At 59.5% G+C, this 17,890-nt stretch carries 16 protein-coding genes and 1 tRNA gene; 9 read left to right on the top strand and 8 right to left on the bottom strand.

Annotation, left to right across the window (positions count from 1 at the left end):
• Positions 1 to 158: 158 nt before the first annotated feature.
• Positions 159 to 848, bottom strand: a complete 690-nt coding sequence (locus C6Y56_RS08860) for a crotonase/enoyl-CoA hydratase family protein (protein ID WP_085732367.1) — start codon at positions 846 to 848, stop codon at positions 159 to 161.
• 307 nt (positions 849 to 1,155) lie between these two features.
• Between C6Y56_RS08860 and C6Y56_RS08865 the strand changes: the two genes are divergently transcribed.
• Positions 1,156 to 1,245 (top strand) — tRNA-Ser (locus tag C6Y56_RS08865).
• 153 nt (positions 1,246 to 1,398) lie between these two features.
• Positions 1,399 to 1,719 (top strand): YbjQ family protein, encoded by a 321-nt coding sequence (locus tag C6Y56_RS08870; protein ID WP_169429540.1) that lies wholly within the window; start codon positions 1,399 to 1,401, stop codon positions 1,717 to 1,719.
• A gap of 55 nt (positions 1,720 to 1,774) precedes the next feature.
• On the opposite strand, the gene C6Y56_RS08875 is transcribed toward C6Y56_RS08870, so the two are convergent.
• Positions 1,775 to 2,050 (bottom strand): hypothetical protein, encoded by a 276-nt coding sequence (locus tag C6Y56_RS08875; protein WP_169429541.1) that lies wholly within the window; start codon positions 2,048 to 2,050, stop codon positions 1,775 to 1,777.
• A 244-nt stretch (positions 2,051 to 2,294) separates the two neighbouring features.
• Here C6Y56_RS08875 and C6Y56_RS08880 point away from each other — a divergent pair, with 244 nt between their 5' ends.
• The 4 genes from C6Y56_RS08880 to C6Y56_RS08895 all read left to right on the top strand — a co-directional run bounded on the left by C6Y56_RS08880 (position 2,295) and on the right by C6Y56_RS08895 (position 4,006).
• A complete protein-coding gene (locus tag C6Y56_RS08880; RefSeq protein ID WP_085690513.1) occupies positions 2,295 to 2,483 on the top strand; it encodes a hypothetical protein in 189 nt (62 codons plus the stop codon).
• A gap of 309 nt (positions 2,484 to 2,792) precedes the next feature.
• On the top strand, positions 2,793 to 3,161 hold the full coding sequence (locus tag C6Y56_RS08885) for a bacteriocin (RefSeq protein WP_065258038.1): 369 nt from the start codon (positions 2,793 to 2,795) through the stop codon (positions 3,159 to 3,161).
• 136 nt (positions 3,162 to 3,297) lie between these two features.
• Positions 3,298 to 3,720, top strand: a complete 423-nt coding sequence (locus C6Y56_RS08890; RefSeq protein ID WP_169429542.1) for a YMGG-like glycine zipper-containing protein — start codon at positions 3,298 to 3,300, stop codon at positions 3,718 to 3,720.
• A gap of 121 nt (positions 3,721 to 3,841) precedes the next feature.
• On the top strand, positions 3,842 to 4,006 hold the full coding sequence (locus C6Y56_RS08895) for a hypothetical protein (protein ID WP_169429543.1): 165 nt from the start codon (positions 3,842 to 3,844) through the stop codon (positions 4,004 to 4,006).
• 392 nt (positions 4,007 to 4,398) lie between these two features.
• On the opposite strand, the gene C6Y56_RS29440 is transcribed toward C6Y56_RS08895, so the two are convergent.
• Positions 4,399 to 9,258: an RHS repeat-associated core domain-containing protein gene (locus C6Y56_RS29440; protein WP_169429544.1), complete on the bottom strand. Its 4,860-nt coding sequence runs from the start codon at positions 9,256 to 9,258 to the stop codon at positions 4,399 to 4,401.
• 249 nt (positions 9,259 to 9,507) lie between these two features.
• On the opposite strand from C6Y56_RS29440, the gene C6Y56_RS08905 reads away from it, so the two are divergent.
• Positions 9,508 to 10,203 carry an HAD-IA family hydrolase gene (locus C6Y56_RS08905; RefSeq protein ID WP_007960113.1) on the top strand — a complete coding sequence of 232 codons (696 nt, stop codon included), beginning with the start codon at positions 9,508 to 9,510 and terminating at the stop codon, positions 10,201 to 10,203.
• A gap of 71 nt (positions 10,204 to 10,274) precedes the next feature.
• Here C6Y56_RS08905 and C6Y56_RS08910 read toward each other — a convergent pair whose 3' ends face one another.
• Positions 10,275 to 11,021, bottom strand: coding sequence for a 3-oxoacyl-ACP reductase family protein (locus C6Y56_RS08910; protein ID WP_169429545.1), 747 nt, complete (start codon positions 11,019 to 11,021; stop codon positions 10,275 to 10,277).
• A 125-nt stretch (positions 11,022 to 11,146) separates the two neighbouring features.
• On the opposite strand from C6Y56_RS08910, the gene C6Y56_RS08915 reads away from it, so the two are divergent.
• Positions 11,147 to 12,088: a LysR family transcriptional regulator gene (locus C6Y56_RS08915; RefSeq protein WP_169429546.1), complete on the top strand. Its 942-nt coding sequence runs from the start codon at positions 11,147 to 11,149 to the stop codon at positions 12,086 to 12,088.
• Here C6Y56_RS08915 and C6Y56_RS08920 read toward each other — a convergent pair.
• From C6Y56_RS08920 to C6Y56_RS08930, 3 genes are all read right to left on the bottom strand, one after another.
• Entirely contained in the window at positions 12,057 to 12,785 is a 729-nt protein-coding gene (locus C6Y56_RS08920; protein ID WP_007960127.1) for an aspartate/glutamate racemase family protein, read from the bottom strand. The two genes, C6Y56_RS08915 and C6Y56_RS08920, sit on opposite strands and share 32 nt — an antisense overlap.
• 54 nt (positions 12,786 to 12,839) lie before the next feature.
• Positions 12,840 to 14,384 (bottom strand): NCS1 family nucleobase:cation symporter-1, encoded by a 1,545-nt coding sequence (locus tag C6Y56_RS08925; protein WP_169429547.1) that lies wholly within the window; start codon positions 14,382 to 14,384, stop codon positions 12,840 to 12,842.
• Positions 14,385 to 14,893: 509 nt separating this feature from the next.
• On the bottom strand, positions 14,894 to 15,628 hold the full coding sequence (locus C6Y56_RS08930) for a phosphoadenylyl-sulfate reductase (protein ID WP_007960132.1): 735 nt from the start codon (positions 15,626 to 15,628) through the stop codon (positions 14,894 to 14,896).
• A gap of 163 nt (positions 15,629 to 15,791) precedes the next feature.
• Between C6Y56_RS08930 and thrH the strand changes: the two genes are divergently transcribed.
• Positions 15,792 to 16,409 (top strand): bifunctional phosphoserine phosphatase/homoserine phosphotransferase ThrH, encoded by a 618-nt coding sequence (gene thrH / locus C6Y56_RS08935; protein WP_119428417.1) that lies wholly within the window; start codon positions 15,792 to 15,794, stop codon positions 16,407 to 16,409.
• 41 nt (positions 16,410 to 16,450) lie between these two features.
• Here the strand turns inward: thrH and pabB are convergent, their stop codons facing one another.
• Positions 16,451 to 17,794 (bottom strand): aminodeoxychorismate synthase component I, encoded by a 1,344-nt coding sequence (pabB, locus tag C6Y56_RS08940; RefSeq protein WP_169429548.1) that lies wholly within the window; start codon positions 17,792 to 17,794, stop codon positions 16,451 to 16,453.
• Positions 17,795 to 17,890: the final 96 nt, after the last annotated feature.

The following is a 17,890-nucleotide window of genomic DNA, read 5'->3' on the forward strand; positions in this document are numbered from 1 at the left end:
AATTGCCGCTATAGAGTCAGGAGATGGGCGATGTTTAAGCGCATGTTTCCAATTTAGCGGTCAGATGCGTCCTAGAGCTGCCGGGGAGTTTTAAACCGTGCACGTAAGAAAAAGCCCGACACGATGGTCGGGCTTTTCTTTGAAAGGAGCGAAGGGGCTCAGCCCAAGTGTTCCTGATCCTGAATGATCGCGTTATCCAGTGTTTCCAGCAGCGCCTTGCGCACCTTGAGCTTGGTGTTCTTGTGCGCAGTCATGTTGATCTTCTTCAACTGACGCGCAGCGGCGAGGGCGGCACCTTGCAGCTCTTCGGCCGAAACTACTTTATCGAGGAAACCAGCATCCACAGCACTTTGCGGATCGAACATCTCGCCGTTGATCACCGAGCGATGGAAGGCTGAGCGACGCAGGCGATCGCGGGCCAGCTCGATGCCGGCGTGGTGCATGGTCATGCCGATCTGCACTTCGTTCAGACCAATGCTGAATGGGCCGTCGACACCGATCCGGTAATCGGCGGACAACAGAATGAACGCACCCTTGGCCACGGCATGACCCGGGCAGGCAACGATCACCGGGAACGGGTGCGACAGCAGACGACGGGCGAGGGTCGAGCCGGCGGTTACCAGCGACACGGCTTCTTTAGGGCCGGCGGTCATCACCTTCAAATCGTAGCCGCCGGAGAGAATGCCCGGCTGGCCGGTAATGATCACGATTGCGCGATCCGCCACCGCCTGATCCAGCGCCGCGTTGAAGGCTGCGATCACGTCCGGGGAAATGGCGTTGACCTTGCCGTTGCTCAGGGTCAGGGTCGCGATACCGTCTTCGAGGTGGTAGGCAATCAGGTCGCTCATGGCGCAATTCCTTATAAGAAAGATGGGCAGACGTTACCCACCGTCGCCGGTCAGGTAAAGCACTGTGACTGACCCGCCGGTCACCCTGGAGCGGCTGATACACCGCAACGTGCCCCACGGCAAACGCCTGCGCGCCTATATAGAAGGGCCGCGCTCACCCGAGATTGGCCGGATCGCCATGGCCCATCGATGGCGGAAACGACTTTTTCTCTTAACCGCATGAAAATTCTGAAAAAAAGTTTGCCATCAGAAAAGCTTTCGACTACATTAGCGCGCCTCGACAGACAGAACATGTTTGAAGAGATACGGTGAAGTGTCCGAGTGGCTTAAGGAGCACGCCTGGAAAGTGTGTATACAGGAAACTGTATCGAGAGTTCGAATCTCTCCTTCACCGCCAAATTCGATGTAAACAAAACCCCTGGTTTCGAAAGAAATCAGGGGTTTTGTGCATTCTGGTGTCCGGATTTTTTGGTCACAGAGATGGGGTCGGCTTCATTTTGCCGGGGCAGTACAATCGCGGTTTTATCCGGCATGTAAAAGGGCGACCTCAATGATCATTTCCACCACCCACTCCATCGAAGGCCGGCAGATTACGGCCTATCTGGACATCGTCAGTGCCGAGTCGGTGCAGGGCGTGAATGTGATTCGCGATATGTTCGCCGGGATGCGGGACTTTTTCGGTGGGCGTTCGCAGACGCTGGAGCGGGCGTTGAAGGAGGCGCGTATGCAGGCGACTGACGAGATCAAGGAGCGTGCACGGGCGTTGCAGGCGGATGCGGTGGTCGGGGTGGATTTCGAGATCAGCATGCCTGCGGGGAAGGGCGGCATGGTTGTGGTGTTCGCGATGGGCACGGCGGTCAAGCTGCGCTGAGCAGCGGTTAACAGATTTGTGAGCCCATTCAACGCAATGGGCTCCTTGCCTTGAATCAGCCCTGTGGTTTGAGTACGACAGTGCCTTTCGAGTCGTAGGTCAGGGGCGTATCGATTGCAACCATTGGCGTACCGCCAGGCTGGACCGGGTCTGGGTGGTAGATCACGCCAGGTTTGCCAGGCTGCACTGGACTGGGTCCGTCCAGTGGCTTGATGACGATTTCACCTGAGGCAAGCTTCTCCTTGAATTTTTCCGCTCCGGCTTTACCGGCGGCGATCTGCTCGTCCGTGAGCTTTACAACAGGCATCGGTGGGAATCCTTTGATTTCCATGTTCTCTCCTTGAGATTCATTGCGTAGGAAAAAGGGCAACGGCCAGTCGCCGAGAATCTTTAGCTGTGTGGGACCAATGGTTCATCATCGCGCTGAGTTTTTGTGTAGGCCATTCGTCGGGCGTCGGACGGTATGAATCACAAGTCCAGGAATGACCGGCTAGTCTCAAAAGCCTTGGAGGTCGATATTTTTCCAGGCAAAAGGGTCTTGCCGGTATCGACCCGCTTTTGAAAGGGGTGAAGAGATGACTGATCCGTACATCGAAGACGACGGGGCTGAGTTTCCATTCAACAATTGCGTACGCTGTGGCCAAACTGAGTATCAGGCGGGCTTCGGAGAAGATCCGGTGCAGACCGGCAAGATCAAGTCGACAGCACCCAAGGGGCCTAAAGCCAAATTTCTGCCCAAGGTGACGGCACGTTCCAGGAAGTAATCCGGATGCCACAGTACCCCGCCATCGAGCGGGGTTTTTTATCGCTGATTCGAGAGATATGCCCTACAGAAATTGCTGATTCATTTGGCTTCTTTCACAAACTTTTCACACCCTTCTACGTAGGGTGAAGCCATCCGTTAGAAAGCAAGTCTCCAGCCCGTCTCCCCAGCGGGCTTTTTTTTGCCTGCCATAAAACCTTTTTAAAAATTGCTGTCCAATCGGCGCCAAGTGCGCGGGGGTGCTGGACATTGCCGCGACAACAGCATTCAATCTGCGCCCTTTTTTCTTCCTTTTGTTGAGGTTTTCGACATGCGTTTAACTCTGCCTGCTCTGGTTCTGGGGCTTCTGGTTGCTCAAGGTGCAATGGCTGGTGATGGTACCGCCGCACTGGGTGGCGGTCTGGGTGGCGCGCTGGGTAATGTGGTCGGCCAGAAAATGGGCGGCAGCACAGGCGCGGCCATTGGTGCCGGTGTAGCAGGTGCGGCCGGCGGTGCCTTGGCAGCGAAGAAAGGCGCCCGCACCAAAGCGGCCATTGGCGGCGGTGTTGGCGCGGCGGGCGGTTCGATCATCGGCAACAGCCTGGGTGGCAAGAACGGCGCGACCATCGGCGCCGGCCTGGGTGGCGCAGCTGGCGGCGCAGTGGGCAGCAACCTGTCCAAGGGCCACAAGCGTCACTGATCGCGAATGCATGTCTGAAAAGGCCCGGCTTTATGCCGGGCCTTTTCGTTGCTGAACGTTTTTCCGAAATACACCTCCAATTGCATATAGCCCCTCTCCGGGCATACCGTCCCGATCCGGGACCTGCGAGGTCTGTATGCGATCGACTTTAACTGCATTGGTTTTAGGATTGCTTGTGGCGCAGGGCGCCATGGCTGCCGGCGATGGTTCCGCGGCGGTCGGTGGTGGTCTGGGCGGTGTGCTGGGTAATGTTGTCGGCGGACAGCTTGGTGGCAGCACGGGTGCTGCGGTTGGTGCCGGCGTGGGCGGTGCGGCTGGCAGTGCCGTCGGAGCGAACAAGCACAATCGCACGGAAGCTGCCATTGGCGGCGGCCTCGGTGCCGCTGGCGGTTCAGTGATCGGCAACAGCCTCGGCGGCTCCACCGGTTCGGCCATCGGCGCAGGATTGGGTGGCGCGGCGGGTGGCGCGGTCGGCAACAACCTCGGTGACGATGGTGGTAGATCTCACTCTGGGGGAGGCCACAAGCACAAGTACAAACACAAGAACCGTCATCATTGAGTGATCGGTCTACGGAAACCCGGCGTTATGCCGGGTTTTTCTTGTCTGTGCGTCATGCGCAGGAACGATTCGCGACCATACTTTTCGAACGTTTACACGACTGATATTCACGAGGTGCGCCATGACTCCCGAAACCGAAGGCAAGGAAGAAAAAGGTCCGAGCGGGTTGCCGTTTATCAACGATCCGGGGAATGAAGATCCGGGGTCGTTGATGGATGATGCGACGGTTCCGCTTATGGAGGGTGAGGAGGAGCTTGAGTATGAGGATTTTGATGATGATGAGTGATTTGATTTTTTAGGACTTTATCCATTCCAGGTAAAAGGATCGTTGTTTTTCTGGATCGTTGGTTAGATTTTGATCTTCGTAGTCAAAAATAAACACAATATCCTCTAGGTTGGACTCTTTCCCGATTGTGAGTTCATAAGCTTTTAGTCCGAGTGACATTTGTGATGACATGCTTGAGGTGTGGACGTTTAGTTTTGATCCTTTGCAGAAAAATGTAATTTCTGGGTTGTCTTGTCGTAATGAACCAAAACATTTGTAGAAGTCGCTACCCGCGTATGTTTTGCAGGCGTTATCTTCGAGATTTAAAGTTATGGTTTTCGCCTCGCTATTACAGATTAGCTCTGCGTGTTTTTTTTCATTGTGAACGCCTATGCATATGGTAAATCGCGAAATCATTTGTCTATCATCCTGTAAGGGTTGGGAATCGAATAACCAAACTCTCTGCCGTCATCAATGATAAGAGTAGCTCCCAGAATGTCTTCCCTTCTGATTTCTTTGGGGATAGCAACCTCTTGCTCCCTACCAAACCTATAAGCCGATCCCAGCTCGTTTTTTAGATTATGTCCTGGGATCATTTTAAGTGTGTAAATAAATCCAGGTGTTGTGAAGCTGGATGTCGCAAATTCTTTGCCCATATCCCTAGATAGCGATGTGCTAATGAAATTGCTTGGGGGGTAGTCACTATCAATTGAGTGAAGTAGCAAATCATTGCTGTCTCCCTTGCTTTTAAATCCGTTTTCAAAAACTTCTGTAGGATCTTTTTGGTCCCCACGGTACAAATACCTACGCTGTATTTGCGGGGTAGGGACGTTAATGGTGAGTTCGCCGCCTTGAATTATTTTTGTCGGATCATCTTGTTCAACTGATGGTTTGTTACAGCCGTCACCTCCTGGACAATTACTCAACCCCAACGGATCCACCCACCCCGTCGGATTCGGCACGTACTGATACTGATTCAGCCCCCCAGCCAGCTTCACCGGATCCGGCGTCAGGTACCGCCCAACGTCCGGGTCGTAATACCGATGCCGGTTGTAATGCAGCCCGCTTTCGTCATCGAAGTACTGCCCCTGAAAGCGCAGCGGCTGGTCCAGGTAGTCCTCGGTTGCCAGTTCCAGCGAGGTGACTTTGCCGTAGGCGCTGTATTTGGCTGACCAGACGATGTCGCCGCTGTAGTCGGTCAACTCCTGCGGGGTGCCGAGGTGGTCGAGCTGGTAGTAGAACGGGCAGGCGCGTTTCGGGCCTTTGCCGTCGAGCATCGCCAGCGGACGAAAGGTGCCGGGTTCGTAGATGAAGCTGCGGTGCTGTTCCTGGCTGCTTTCGGCGATCAGGTGCTCGCCTTGCCAGAAAAACTCGGTGGTCTGGCCGTCGACGGTCTTGCGGATGCGCCGGCCGAAGGCGTCGTATTGGTAGGTGGCGGTGGTGCCGTCAGGGCGGGTCAGGCCGATCAGGCGGTGCTGGCTGTCGTAGCGGTATGCAGTGACGAGTTGCTGAGCGCGGCCGCGGCGTTCGCGGATCAGGTTGCCGAAGGCGTCGTAGTCATAGTGGCGGTCGCCCTGCATCAGCAGGCGGTTGCCCTTGATGCTGGCCGGGCCCGGCCGGTCCTGCATCAGCAGGTTGCCGGCCGGGTCGTGGGCGAAGTTTTCCGGCAGGTCGTCGCGGGTGTGACGTACGCGGATCAAGCGGTTGAGGGCGTCGTACTGGTAGCTGCGCTGGCCGTGGCGGGTGTCGGCGATGTGTTCGAGGTTGCCGTTGGCGCTGTAGGCAAAATCGCGGCGGTACAGAGCGCTGCGTTGATGGCCTACGGCGTGGGCGCTTAAGCGGCCCTGTTCGTCGTAGGAATATTCGCTGAGCAGCAGGCCTTGCTGGCGCTGCTGCTCGCGGCCGTTCTGGCAGGTGTGGCGGGTGAGCAAGGCGCCGTTGAGGTCGATCGCGGTCAGCGCGCCGCCCTTGGCGTAGTGGTAATCGAGCTTGCTGTTGTCCGGCAGACGCAGGCGAGTGAGCTGGCCGCAGGCGTCGTAGGTGTAACGCAAGGTGCCCCAGCCCTGATGCTCACGCACCAGGCGGTCCTGCAGGTCGTACTCGAAGGCCAGCGGGTGATCCTGGCCGTCATCCACGCCGACCAAACGGCCCAAACGGTCATAGCGGTAGCTGACCTCGACCCCGTCCGGCAGGGTCTTGAGCAGCAGGCGCCCGGCGCTGTCGCGTTGGTAAGTGGTGACCAGCGTCGAGCCGTCGTCGCCGAACTCGGTCTTTTCCAGCAGATGACCGTTGCGGTCGTAGGCGTAGGCGGTGCGTCGGCCATCGAAGCCGGTTTCCTGTCGGATCAGTCCGGTCGGCGTGTAGTCCAGCCGGTACTTTTCGCCCGACTCGTTCTCGATTTCCGTGAGCAACAGCTGCGCATGGTCGTAGCGGTATTGAATCCGCGTGCCGTCGGGGTTGATCCGCCGGCTGACCAGGTGCAGGTCGTCGTCATATTCGTAACGGGTGATGCGCCCCAGTTCATCGCGTTCGGCGGTGACCTGGCCGTAGGCGCTGTAGGACCAGGCACGGGTGGCACCGGTCGGCATCGTGGTCTGGATCAGCCGGCCAACGGCGTCCCAGGCATGGCGGGTGATCGCGCCATGTTCGTCCTGCGCAGTAATCCGCCGTCCCAGCGCATCGTAGGAAAACTTCCGAACCCCGCCGTCCGGCAGACTTTCCTCGACCAGTTGCCCAAGGTCATTCCACACGAACACATGCCGACCCGAATCCGGATAACGGATCGACAGCAACCGCCCCTGCGGGTCGTAGTAGTAATGGGTGACATGGCCGTCGGGATCGACCGCTTCGGTGACGTCGCCCTGGGCGTTGCGCCGGTATGTCCACACCGCATCGCCACGCGAACGGCTGTGCAGGAAACCGTGGCGGTACTCGTAGGACGTTGGCGCATCGTCCGGCGGAATCAGCGCGATCAGCCGTCCGACGTCGTCGTAGCGGTATTCGGTGACCGCGCCCAGCGCATCCTGCTCGGCGATCAGCCGGCCCTGAGCATCGTAGGCCTTGAGCTGCTCGCCACCGTCGGCGGCGACCTGACGCACCAGCCGCGCCGTGTCGTCGTGGACGTAGGTCTCTTCAGTCCCATCGACGTAATGCACCGTGACGCTGCCGGCGTCATCCCAGACGTAACGCGTATCTATCTGCGAAAACGACGCCCAGTGCCGCACGCAACGCGCCGCCTTGCCGGCACGCTCCCACTCCCAGAAGAAGCTCGCGCCGCCGCTCAATTGCCGTTGCAGAATGACGTGCTGGTCGTCGTAGTCGTAACGCTCGCTCTCGCCGACGGCGTTGGTCGCGTCGATCAACCGATGACGGGCATCAAAGCGGTAGCTGACCAGCGTCTGCTCGGTGCGCCAGGCCGACTCACAAAAAACCTGATAATCGACGGCGACCAGATGCGCCCGCTCGTAACGCAGCAGCAGCGAACGACCGGCCCCGTTATCCAGGCGCTGAATCCGGTCGGAATGATCCCGATGCACCGTCAGACGATTCGCATAGGCATCGCTGACAGCGGTAAGACGTCCAGCCCGAAAGTGATAAAACCGCGCCGCGTCCCCCGCCAGCGCGACGATCAGTTCCTCCGGCTCGTCCCCGAGAAAAATCGCCGCCCGCGACAAACTGTTGTGAATCGCCGGCCGCTCGACGCTCGGCAATGGAAAACGCGTGCGCCGGTTCTCATGGTCAACCCAGACCACCGAAGCACCATCGACCTCCAGCCGATGCGCCAGCGAATGACTCCAGCCAAACCCCAGCCCGACATCGATCTCCGCCGCACTGGTGCGATACAAGCGGCTGAACTCGAACGGCAACAGCCCGTCGAGCACGCCGTCTGTCAGCGTCAGCAATTCTTCGCCGGTGACCATCGACACCGGACAGCCGTTGGTGCAGGTCCGCGGCGCACAATCGGCACTGTCACCGTTGGGGTTTTTAGCCTGCTCCGAAGCATCATCCCGAGGCTCATGCCGTTCCATGCGCGTCATGGCGTGGGACTTGTCACGGGCAATGGCCGCCGGATTGGGCACCGTCAGCACCAGCGTATCCGCCGTGCGGACTTCCAGCGGAATGGCCGGTGTCGGGCGTAACGGCGCCGGGCGCGCATTGATCATCAGCGGTTTCAAAGCGCTCGCATGTCGGGTCAGATCGGGCGCCGAGGTCAGCTCTGCCAGCCGCAACGCCGACGCCGCCAGCCATTCCCGCGCACGCGGCGACTTGATCTTGCCCAATACCTTTGTGCTCAACCGCAGCGGCACACCCATGCCACCCGACACACACATCAACAGAAAACCGACCAGCAGTTCGGCCCTGACCTCAGCCACCACCTCGGCCAGAAAGTGCGGCGGCAGCATCTTCAGCCAACTGGTAAAGGCCGCCAGATAAATGAACAACAACGGCTCATCGCTGAGCATCAGCAGACCATTGGCGATGGCCTCGGACGACGCGGTGAGCAGGGCATCCAGTTCAACAGCGGAAAGGTATTGCAGAAGCTTTTCGCTGTTGGCCTGCAAGTCGGCGAGCAGGGCAAACAGTTGCTTCACGTCATCCCAGACACCATTCAGGGCCGTTTCGAAACCGCGCCAGTCGGCCTGCTGCAACTGACCGTAACGCTCGGTGAAACCGGCGCTGGAAAACTCCGTCCACTGCGGTTGAAATCCTTTCCATTCCTCGCGCAGCCAGCCTTCCAGGCCATCGATAAGGCCCTGATACGAGGCATACAACGCCTGGATATGCGCGGTGGAAACATCGGGAAAGAAGGTGATGCGATAACGCTGGCCCCGGTCGCAATCGTCGACCTTGAGAATGCCACTGGGACCGATGGTGTAATGCAGCGGTTCGCCGAACTTCAGGACACCATCGACATCGGAAATGACCGGTTCCAGGGTCACCGGCGTGTCGCCGATCGGAACGAAGCGCGCTGCTTCGAACATGTGCACCAGCGTCATGGAGCCAGTGGCGGAACACATGGCCACGGAGGAACTGATGGGCTTTCGGCTGGCCACGGGTGCACTGAGCCGCACATCGTTACCGACCTCGAACACCTGATCGACATCCAGCGCGTCGCCTGTCCAGAACTGCTCGGCCCAGCTTTCATAGTTGTTGAGGCAGAGGCGGAACTCCTGAAACAGCGTTTCGACGTCGGGCTGGTCAGGGTTCAGCGCAGCGACCACCAGCAAACCAATGCTGTTGTTCAGGGTCAGGAGTCGATCGGATGGAAGCATTCGCAGTCACTCGCGCGCATCAAGGGAATGGCGCGAAACTTTGCGGGGGATCAAACAGGAAAGAAGTCGGGCAAGTAGGCGATGTCTGTAGGGCGATTCTCTAAATGTGCCTGGCAACGTTCGGCGGACAACCGACATTCCCCGTTGCTCAACCTCGGCTGGGCTCGTTATGCTGCTGAACCCATTAATCAGATCCGAGCAGCGGCGCTACCCACGCCGCCCGGGATATCTTTGATAACGGATCCGATGATGAATGCACCGCTGAAGGCGTTCGGCCCGATCAAGGCCGTGATTTTCGACATGGACGGTTTGCTGCTGGACACCGAGGGCATTTACACCGAGGTCACCTCGCTGATTGCCGAACGTTACGGACGCACGTTCGACTGGAGCATCAAGCAGAACATCATCGGTCGCGGTGCCGGCGATCTGGCGCGCTACGTGGTCGAAGCGCTGGACCTGCCGATCACCGCCGAAGAGTTTCTGGTGATTCGCGAGCCGCTGATGCGCGAGCGCTTTCCCACCGCGCAAGCGATGCCGGGTGCCGAGGAACTGATCCGCCACCTCAAGGCGCACAACATTCCGATTGCCGTCGGCACCAGTTCGTCGCGCCAGTCGTTCGGTCAGAAAACCACGTTGCACCGCGACTGGTTTGCGTTGTTCGACTTCATCGTCACCGCCGACGATCCGGAAGTCGGCGCTGCCAAGCCTGCACCGGACATTTTCCTCACCGCCGCTCGCCGCCTGGGTGTGGCACCGGAAGATTGCCTGGTGTTCGAAGACTCACCGTTCGGCGTGACAGCCGCGAAAGCAGCCGGCATGACTGCCATCGCCATTCCCGATGCCGCCATGGCCGATGAAAAATACGCACACGCCGACGGGATTCTTCGCACGTTGAAAGCCTTCACACCGAGTGCCTGCGGATTGCCGGCGCTGGATTGGGCCTGATCAAACCGCCGACATAAAAACGCCGCCCCTCCTTTAACAGAGGGGCGGCGTTTTTCGATCACTCGAAACAATCAGGCGCCGAAACCACCGTCGATGGTCAGGCTGGCACCGGTGATGTAACCGGCTTCCGGGCCTGCGAGGTAGGCGACGAAGCTGGCGATTTCCTCGGCTTTGCCGTAACGACCGACCGCCATTAAAGGGATCAGGCTGTCGGCGAACTCGCCATGAGCCGGGTTCATGTCGGTATCGACCGGGCCAGGTTGCACGTTGTTGATGGTGATGCCGCGTGGGCCGAGGTCGCGGGCCAGGCCTTTGGTCAGACCGACCAGTGCGGACTTGCTCATTGCATACACGCCACCACCGGCGAAGGGCATGCGGTCGGCGTTGGTGCTGCCGATGTTGATGATGCGCGAGCCTTCGCCCATGTGTTTGGCGGCTTCCTGGCTGGCGATGAACACGCTGCGCACGTTGATTGCCAGGGTCTGGTCGAAGTCTTCCAGTTTGAAGTCTTCCAGCGGCGCGACGGCCAGCACACCGGCGTTGTTGACCAGGATATCGAGACGGCCAAAGGTTTCGACAGTGGCGCTTACGGCGTGGCGGATGGCGCTGGCGTCTGCACTGTCGGCCTTGATCGCCAGGGCTTTGCCGCCGGTGGCGGTGATGCTGTTTTGCAGTTCTTCAGCCTTGGCGGCGGAGCTGACGTAGGTAAAGGCAACCGCGGCGCCTTCAGCGGCCAGGCGTTTGACGATGGCGGCACCGATGCCGCGAGAGCCGCCTTGAATCAGAGCGACTTTACCGCTGAGGTGTTGAGTGGTCATGTTCGATCTCCAGAAATTTCAAGGCAGGCTGCCTTGGTGTGGTGTCGAGTATCTGCCCCTCGCCACCAGGCGAGTAGACCGTGGTTGCTATAGTCTGTGTAAACCAAAAGTTTAGAGTGGCGGCCATGGAAACCTTCAGCAGTATCGAATGCTTCGTGCGCAGCGCCGAAGTCGGCAGCTTTGCCGAGGCCGCGCGACGCCTGAGCCTGACACCGGCCGCCGTGGGCAAAAGCGTGGCGAAACTGGAAGCGCGCCTCGGCGTGAGGCTGTTCCAGCGTAGCACCCGTCGGTTGACCCTGACGGAAGCGGGGCAATTGTTTCTGAGTGAGGTCAGCGCAAGCCTGACCACCATCCAGAATGCCGTGAGCAATCTGGCCAGCGCCGGCGGTCAACCGGCGGGCACGCTGAAGGTCAGCATGGGCACGGTGTTCGGCCGCTTGTACATCGTGCCGTTGCTGGGAGAGTTCCTGAAAAGGTTTCCGGCGATCAATCCGGACTGGCACTTCGATAACCGCCAGGTCGATCTGATCGGCCAGGGTTTCGATGCGGCGATTGGTGGTGGCTTCGAGCTGCCCCAGGGCGTGGTGGCGCGCAGGCTGACGCCGGCGCATCGGGTGTTGGTGGCCTCTGCAGACTATCTGGATCGGCACGCGCCGATCAGCGAACCAGACGACCTCAAGTTGCACGACGGCATCCTGATCCGCTCACCGCAAACCGGTCGCGTGCGCTCCTGGCAGTTGACCCATCGCACCCGACAACACAGCCCGCTGACCCTCAAGGCACGAATGACGATGAGTGATTCCGAAGCCGCCTGCGCCACGGCGGCGCAGGGGCTGGGGATTGCGTTGGTGAGCATGCCGTTTGCCGTCGGCTATCTGGAGGCGGGAACGTTGCAGCGGGTCCTGCCGGACTGGTACGTCGACGACGGCAACATCTCCATCTATTACGCCGAGCACAAACTGCTGCCGGGCAAGACCCGGGCGTTCGTTGATTTCATCATCGAGCAGTTTTCAACGCTGGATCTCGCGGAGCGGTTCAACGCGCAAAACGTGCTGGCCAGCCGATGATGGTTTTTGGACGCGGCGTCGCATACGTGCGCACCTTGGACGTTGACAACCCCAGGCGCACCAGGGATTCGGCGATCGTGACGGCAGCGGTGACGCCATCGATCACCGGCACGCCGGTACGCTGACGGATTTTTTCATCGAGCCCGGCCATGCCGCCGCAACCCAGGCAAATCACTTCGGCTTTGTCCTGAGTCACTGCCAGTTCGGCCTGGTGCACGATCGCCTCCAGCGCCCGCTGCGGTTCATGTTCCAGCTCCAGAACCGCAAGTCCACTGGCGCGCACTGAGGCACAACGATCCCAGAGGCCGGACAGTTTCAGCCGATCCTCAATTAACGGTACGGTGCGATCCAGCGTGGTGACCACCGAATAGGCGTGGCCGAGAAACATCGCGGTGCTGGCCGCCGCGTCGGTGATGTCCACCACCGGCACGTTGAGCAATTCCTGCAAACCTTCGCGACCGTGTTCACCGTAGCCGGCCTGGATCACTGCGTCGAACGGCTGGTCGTAGGACATCACCCGGTCCATCACGGCGATGGCGGCCAGATAGCTTTCGAAATTGCCCTCGACGGAATCAGCGCCGAAATGCGGCGTCAGGCCGACGATTTCCGTGCCCGGGGAGGCGACAGCCTGTGCCGAACGGGCGATGGCCTGGGTGATGGATTCGGTGGTGTTGACGTTGACCACGAGAATTCGCATGGGAAGTCCTTATTACGGTTGGTTCTGCGGCCCCGCGAAGGGCCGCCAAAAAAATCAGTGGCTGACGTTGTCGACGGCGATGGATTCACCGTCCACGTCGGCGTAGTGCGGCTGGCGTTTGGCGATGATCAGGTAGAGCATCCCGGCAATGCCGGCACCGATCAGCCAGGAGAAGGGCGAAACGCTGTGGAAGCCCGGTACCAGTGCGAGGACGATCGCGATCAGCGCGGCCGGAATGAACGCCGCCACCGCGCGCAGATTGACGCCACGGCTGTAGAAATACGCGCCGTTCGGGTCTTCGCTGTACAGCTGCGGCACGTGGATCCGGCCTTTGCGGATCAGCCAGTAGTCGACCATGATCACGCCGTACAACGGGCCAAGCAGGGCGCCGAGGCCGGACAGGAAATACACGATCACCAGCGGGCTGTTGTAGAGATTCCACGGCAGGATCAGCACGGCAATGGTGGCGCTGATCAGCCCGGCGCGGCGGAAGGTCAGGTATTTCGGCGCCAGGTTGCTCAGCACGAAGGCCGGGGCGACGAAGTTGGCCATGATGTTCACCGCCACGGTGACGATCAGGAACGCCAGGCAGCCGAGTACCAGAAAGAACGTGTTGGGTATCGAGGCGATGATCTCGGTCGGACTTTCGATGATCCGGCCGTTGATCTGAAATTGCGCACCGCACAGCAGGACGGTGATCCCGGCGAACACCAGAATATTCACCGGCAGGCCCCAGAAGTTTCCGATCTTGATGGTTTTGCGGCACGGCGAAGAGCGGGCGAAGTCGCAGAAGTTGAGGATCAGCGTGCCGTAAATCGCCAGCCACAAGGCGCCACCGGCAAAGATGTTGCGCCACATCTCGCCGCCGGTCAGCGGTTCGCGAATCGACCAAGCGATGGTCGCGTTGGCCTGGGTGTACATCCACGCGGCGAGGCAGGCGACGGTCAGCAGAATTACCGGCCCGGCGAACGCTTCGTAGCGGCGGACCATTTCCATGCCGTAGGCGAGGATCGCCAGCTGCACAAACCAGATCGCCACGAAACACACCCAGCCCAGGCTCGACAGGCCGAGGATCGAGTTGTGGTCGTAGTCGGCGAATCCCGGATGGATCGCCGTGAGCAACACCCGAAACACCACCGACGCCAGGTACGTCTGAATGCCGAACCAGGCGATGGCGATAACCGCCCGGATCAACGCAGGAATCTGCGCCCCGTGAATGCCGAAACTGATCCGGCTGATGACTGGAAACGGGACCCCGGTCTTCTGGCCCATGTAGCCCGACAGGTTCATGAAGAAATACACCAGCGCCGCGCCGATCCCCAGCGACAGCAGAATCTGCCAGCCGCCCAGGCCCAGGGCGTAGAGGCCGATGGCAAATGAATAGTTGGCGATGTTGTGCACATCGTTGGTCCACAGGGCAAAGATGCTGTATTTGCCCCAGCGCCGTCCTTCGACCCTGGTCGGCGCGAGGTCACTGTTGTGTAGACGCGGGCTCAGTTGCAGCGGCTCGGCGATACCGTCACGAGGCACGGTGTGGTCGAGGGTTGAGGAGGAGGGCTGATTCAGCGCGATGGTGTTGTTCGAGAGACTCGTACGCATTCCGGCAGGCTCCTGATGTTCGGGCCACGATGACTGTGCATGAGCGCTCAGGCTCGGCAGATCTTCGTCGGGACGGTGAAACATCACAGGTTAGGGGCATCTGCAGCCTGTACGGGATAGGTCGCTTCAGGCTGGCGGGTCGAAGTGTGGGTTCATGTTTTGCAGATTTGTATACAAAACATGTATGCACATAAGCCAGATCTGTGCCAGTTATCGATCTATGCAAACCCTCGCTGATTTCTAAAAGTTATTGAATGGCGCCAAGTCGCTGAAACTCAGGCGATATAAATTGACCGTTCGAACAGGTATTTATTTTTCGGGAGGGATTTTGGCGGGCGCCGGGAGGATTCGTTTCTGGAGCGTGATGTAACTTTTCAGGGCGCAGAAACTAAAAGTGCACACATAAATGGCACTGATGGTGACATTCGTGTGTACACATTTTTTAAGGTGAGTAGAGAACACTGTGGGAGCTGATTTGTTCCCACAGTCGCATCATCGGGGCTGGGAATTTACGCCTTGCTGATGATATTCCCCGCATGCAGCCCGCATTCTTTCTGGGTCGCTTCTTCCCACCACCAGCGACCTTCGCGTTCGTGCTGGTTCGGCAGGACAGGGCGGGTGCACGGTTCGCAGCCGATGCTGATGAAGCCGCGCTCATGCAGGCTGTTGTACGGCAGCTCCAGCATGCGGATGTAGCCCCAGATTTCCTCGCTGGTCATCTGCGCCAGCGGGTTGAACTTGTACAGGGTGCGCTCCGGGGTGGAGAACGCTGTATCGATTTCCATCACCGCCACGGCGCTGCGGGTGCCAGGGCTTTGATCGCGGCGCTGGCCGGTGGCCCAGGCTTTGACACCTGACAGCTTGCGGCGCAGCGGCTCGATCTTGCGGATGCCGCAGCATTCGCCATGGCCGTCCTTGTAGAAGCTGAACAGGCCTTTTTCCTTCACGAACGGTTCAAGTTTGGTGTAGTCCGGCGAGACCAGTTCGATATCAATCTTGTAGTGCTCGCGCACCTGATCGATGAATCGGTAGGTTTCCGGATGCAGGCGACCGGTGTCGAGACTGAACACCTTGACGTTCTTGTTCAGCTTCCAGGCCATGTCCACCAGCACCACATCCTCGGCGCCGCTGAAAGATATCCACAGGTCGTCGCCGAACTCGGCGAACGCGAGCTTGAGGATGTCCTGCGCGGATTTGTTGGCATAGGTCGTGGCGAGTTCCACGACGTCGAACGTTGGGCTCATCAGGGCGGCTTCCTACAGGTCGGTGGCGCTGGGCGCTCTATATGGCGGCGATGGTAACAAAAAGCAACGCCCGTCGGGGCGGCCTCTGCGTTGCGCGCTCCAGGTCGAGCGGCTAGAGTTCGGGCTCGCTCGACTCAATAAACATTACAAACGGGAGTGTCTTGTGGAAATCGCCTGTCTTGATCTTGAAGGGGTGCTGGTACCGGAAATCTGGATCGCCTTCGCCGAAAAAACCGGAATCGAATCGCTCAAGGCCACCACCCGAGACATTCCCGACTACGACGTGCTGATGAAGCAGCGCCTGCGCATCCTCGACGAGCATGGCCTGAAGCTTTCGGACATCCAGGAAGTGATCGCGACCCTCAAGCCGCTCGACGGCGCGGTGGAGTTCGTCAACTGGCTGCGCGAGCGGTTTCAGGTGGTGATTCTGTCGGACACCTTCTACGAGTTTTCCCAGCCGCTGATGCGTCAGCTGGGTTTTCCGACCTTGCTCTGTCACCGCCTGATCACTGACGAAAGCGGGCGGGTCACGGGCTATCAGTTGCGTCAGAAAGATCCGAAGCGTCAGTCGGTCCTGGCTTTCAAGAGCCTGTATTACCGGGTGATTGCGGCGGGGGATTCCTACAACGACACCAGCATGCTGGGCGAGGCGGATGCGGGGATTCTGTTCCATGCGCCGGATAACGTGATCCGCGAGTTCCCGCAGTTTCCGGCGGTGCATAGCTTTGCCGAGTTGAAACAGGAATTCCTCAAAGCTTCGAATCGCGATTTGAGCCTTTAAGTCATTCTGTGACGAGGGCGCAAATGCCCTCGCCACACACGTCAGAGGTTCTGCAAGGTTTCGAGCAGAACCCTGACCTTGGTAATCGACTCCTGATACTCCGCTTCCCAGTCCGAGTCGGCGACGATCCCGCCGCCGCCCCAGCAGCACACTTGTCCATCCTTCACCAGCAGACTGCGAATGGCGATGGAGCTGTCCATCTCGCCGCGAACATCCAGATACAGCAACGAACCGCAATACAAACCACGGCGGGTCGGTTCCAGTTCGTCGATGATCTGCATCGCGCGGATCTTCGGTGCGCCGGTGATCGAGCCGCCGGGGAAGCTGCCGGCGATCAGGTCCAGGGCGTCGCGATCTTCCGCCAGTTCACCGGTCACGCTGCTGACCAGATGATGCACGTTCGGATAGCTTTCCAGGCTGAACAACTCCGGCACTCGCACCGAGCCGATGCGGCAAGTGCGGCCGAGATCGTTGCGCAGCAGGTCGACGATCATCAGGTTTTCCGCGCGATCCTTGGGACTGGCCAGCAGCTCGGCGGCGTTGGCTGCGTCTTCGGCCGGGGTCGCGCCACGGGGGCGAGTGCCTTTGATCGGACGGGTTTCCACCTGGCGCTGGCTGACTTTGACGAAGCGCTCGGGGGAGAGGCTCAGCACTGCATTGCCGTCAGGAAGGCTCTGGAATCCGGAAAACGGCGTCGGGCAGGCCTCACGCAATTTGCAGTAGGCCAGCCATGGGTCGCCTTCGCAGGGTGCGCGGAAACGCTGGGCGAAGTTGACCTGATAGCAGTCGCCGGCCTGGATGTATTGATGAATGCGTTCGAGCGCCTGACGGTATTCGTCGGCCGAAAGATCAGCCGCCATCGGGCTGTTCAGCTTGAACGGGGCCGGTTCGGTGTTCACTGGTTGGCTGAACACAGTGATCAGCCGTTGTTTTTCGCTGGCGCTGACCGAGGGGTGAAACACCAGTTGGCTGGTGGCCGATTGGTGATCGCTGATCAGTGCCCAGTCGTACAGACCAAAACGCGCATCGGGCAATTGCAGGTCATCCCGGGCCTGGCTCGGCAGGTTTTCCAGATGCCGACCGAAGTCGTAGCTCAGGTAGCCGATCAGGCCGCCGGCGAAGGGCAATTCGTACCCGTCGGGCAATTGTGCTTCGCCCAGCCGGGTCAGATTGTCCCGCAGACGTTGCAGGAAATCGTCGCCGCGCTCGTCCGGCAATACCGCCAGCTGTTCCAGCGGCCAGGCACTGAGCAGGTCATAACGGCCACGGTCGGCACTCGGCCGGCCGCTGTCGAGCAGCACGGCGCCGGGCGCATGGCGGACGGCCGCAAAATAGTCGGCGGGGTTGGCGCGGTAGGGCAGCGGGTGTACGGAACAGGTCAACATGGGCGGGGCAGATCGGCCATCGAGGCGGGGTGGGGATTGTAGTCCCCTCCGGGAATTGCTCCTAGAGGGGATGTCGGGGATTGGCAGATTGGTGGC

Origin of the sequence: Pseudomonas fluorescens (genome assembly GCF_012974785.1) — a bacterium.
Taxonomy (GTDB): domain Bacteria; phylum Pseudomonadota; class Gammaproteobacteria; order Pseudomonadales; family Pseudomonadaceae; genus Aquipseudomonas; species Aquipseudomonas fluorescens_BT.

Excerpts from the sequence above, each read along its gene's own strand:
- pabB (WP_169429548.1), bottom strand. The coding sequence starts at position 17,794 with ATGTTGACCTGTTCCGTACACCCGCTGCCCTACCGCGCCAACCCCGCC.
- C6Y56_RS08885 (WP_065258038.1), top strand. The coding sequence starts at position 2,793 with ATGCGTTTAACTCTGCCTGCTCTGGTTCTGGGGCTTCTGGTTGCTCAA.
- C6Y56_RS08870 (WP_169429540.1), top strand. The coding sequence starts at position 1,399 with ATGATCATTTCCACCACCCACTCCATCGAAGGCCGGCAGATTACGGCC.
- C6Y56_RS08915 (WP_169429546.1), top strand. The coding sequence starts at position 11,147 with ATGGAAACCTTCAGCAGTATCGAATGCTTCGTGCGCAGCGCCGAAGTC.
- C6Y56_RS08920 (WP_007960127.1), bottom strand. The coding sequence starts at position 12,785 with ATGCGAATTCTCGTGGTCAACGTCAACACCACCGAATCCATCACCCAG.
- C6Y56_RS08910 (WP_169429545.1), bottom strand. The coding sequence starts at position 11,021 with ATGACCACTCAACACCTCAGCGGTAAAGTCGCTCTGATTCAAGGCGGC.
- C6Y56_RS08930 (WP_007960132.1), bottom strand. The coding sequence starts at position 15,628 with ATGAGCCCAACGTTCGACGTCGTGGAACTCGCCACGACCTATGCCAAC.
- C6Y56_RS08860 (WP_085732367.1), bottom strand. The coding sequence starts at position 848 with ATGAGCGACCTGATTGCCTACCACCTCGAAGACGGTATCGCGACCCTG.
- C6Y56_RS08905 (WP_007960113.1), top strand. The coding sequence starts at position 9,508 with ATGAATGCACCGCTGAAGGCGTTCGGCCCGATCAAGGCCGTGATTTTC.
- C6Y56_RS08895 (WP_169429543.1), top strand. The coding sequence starts at position 3,842 with ATGACTCCCGAAACCGAAGGCAAGGAAGAAAAAGGTCCGAGCGGGTTG.
- C6Y56_RS08925 (WP_169429547.1), bottom strand. The coding sequence starts at position 14,384 with ATGCGTACGAGTCTCTCGAACAACACCATCGCGCTGAATCAGCCCTCC.
- C6Y56_RS29440 (WP_169429544.1), bottom strand. The coding sequence starts at position 9,258 with ATGCTTCCATCCGATCGACTCCTGACCCTGAACAACAGCATTGGTTTG.
- C6Y56_RS08890 (WP_169429542.1), top strand. The coding sequence starts at position 3,298 with ATGCGATCGACTTTAACTGCATTGGTTTTAGGATTGCTTGTGGCGCAG.
- C6Y56_RS08875 (WP_169429541.1), bottom strand. The coding sequence starts at position 2,050 with ATGGAAATCAAAGGATTCCCACCGATGCCTGTTGTAAAGCTCACGGAC.
- C6Y56_RS08880 (WP_085690513.1), top strand. The coding sequence starts at position 2,295 with ATGACTGATCCGTACATCGAAGACGACGGGGCTGAGTTTCCATTCAAC.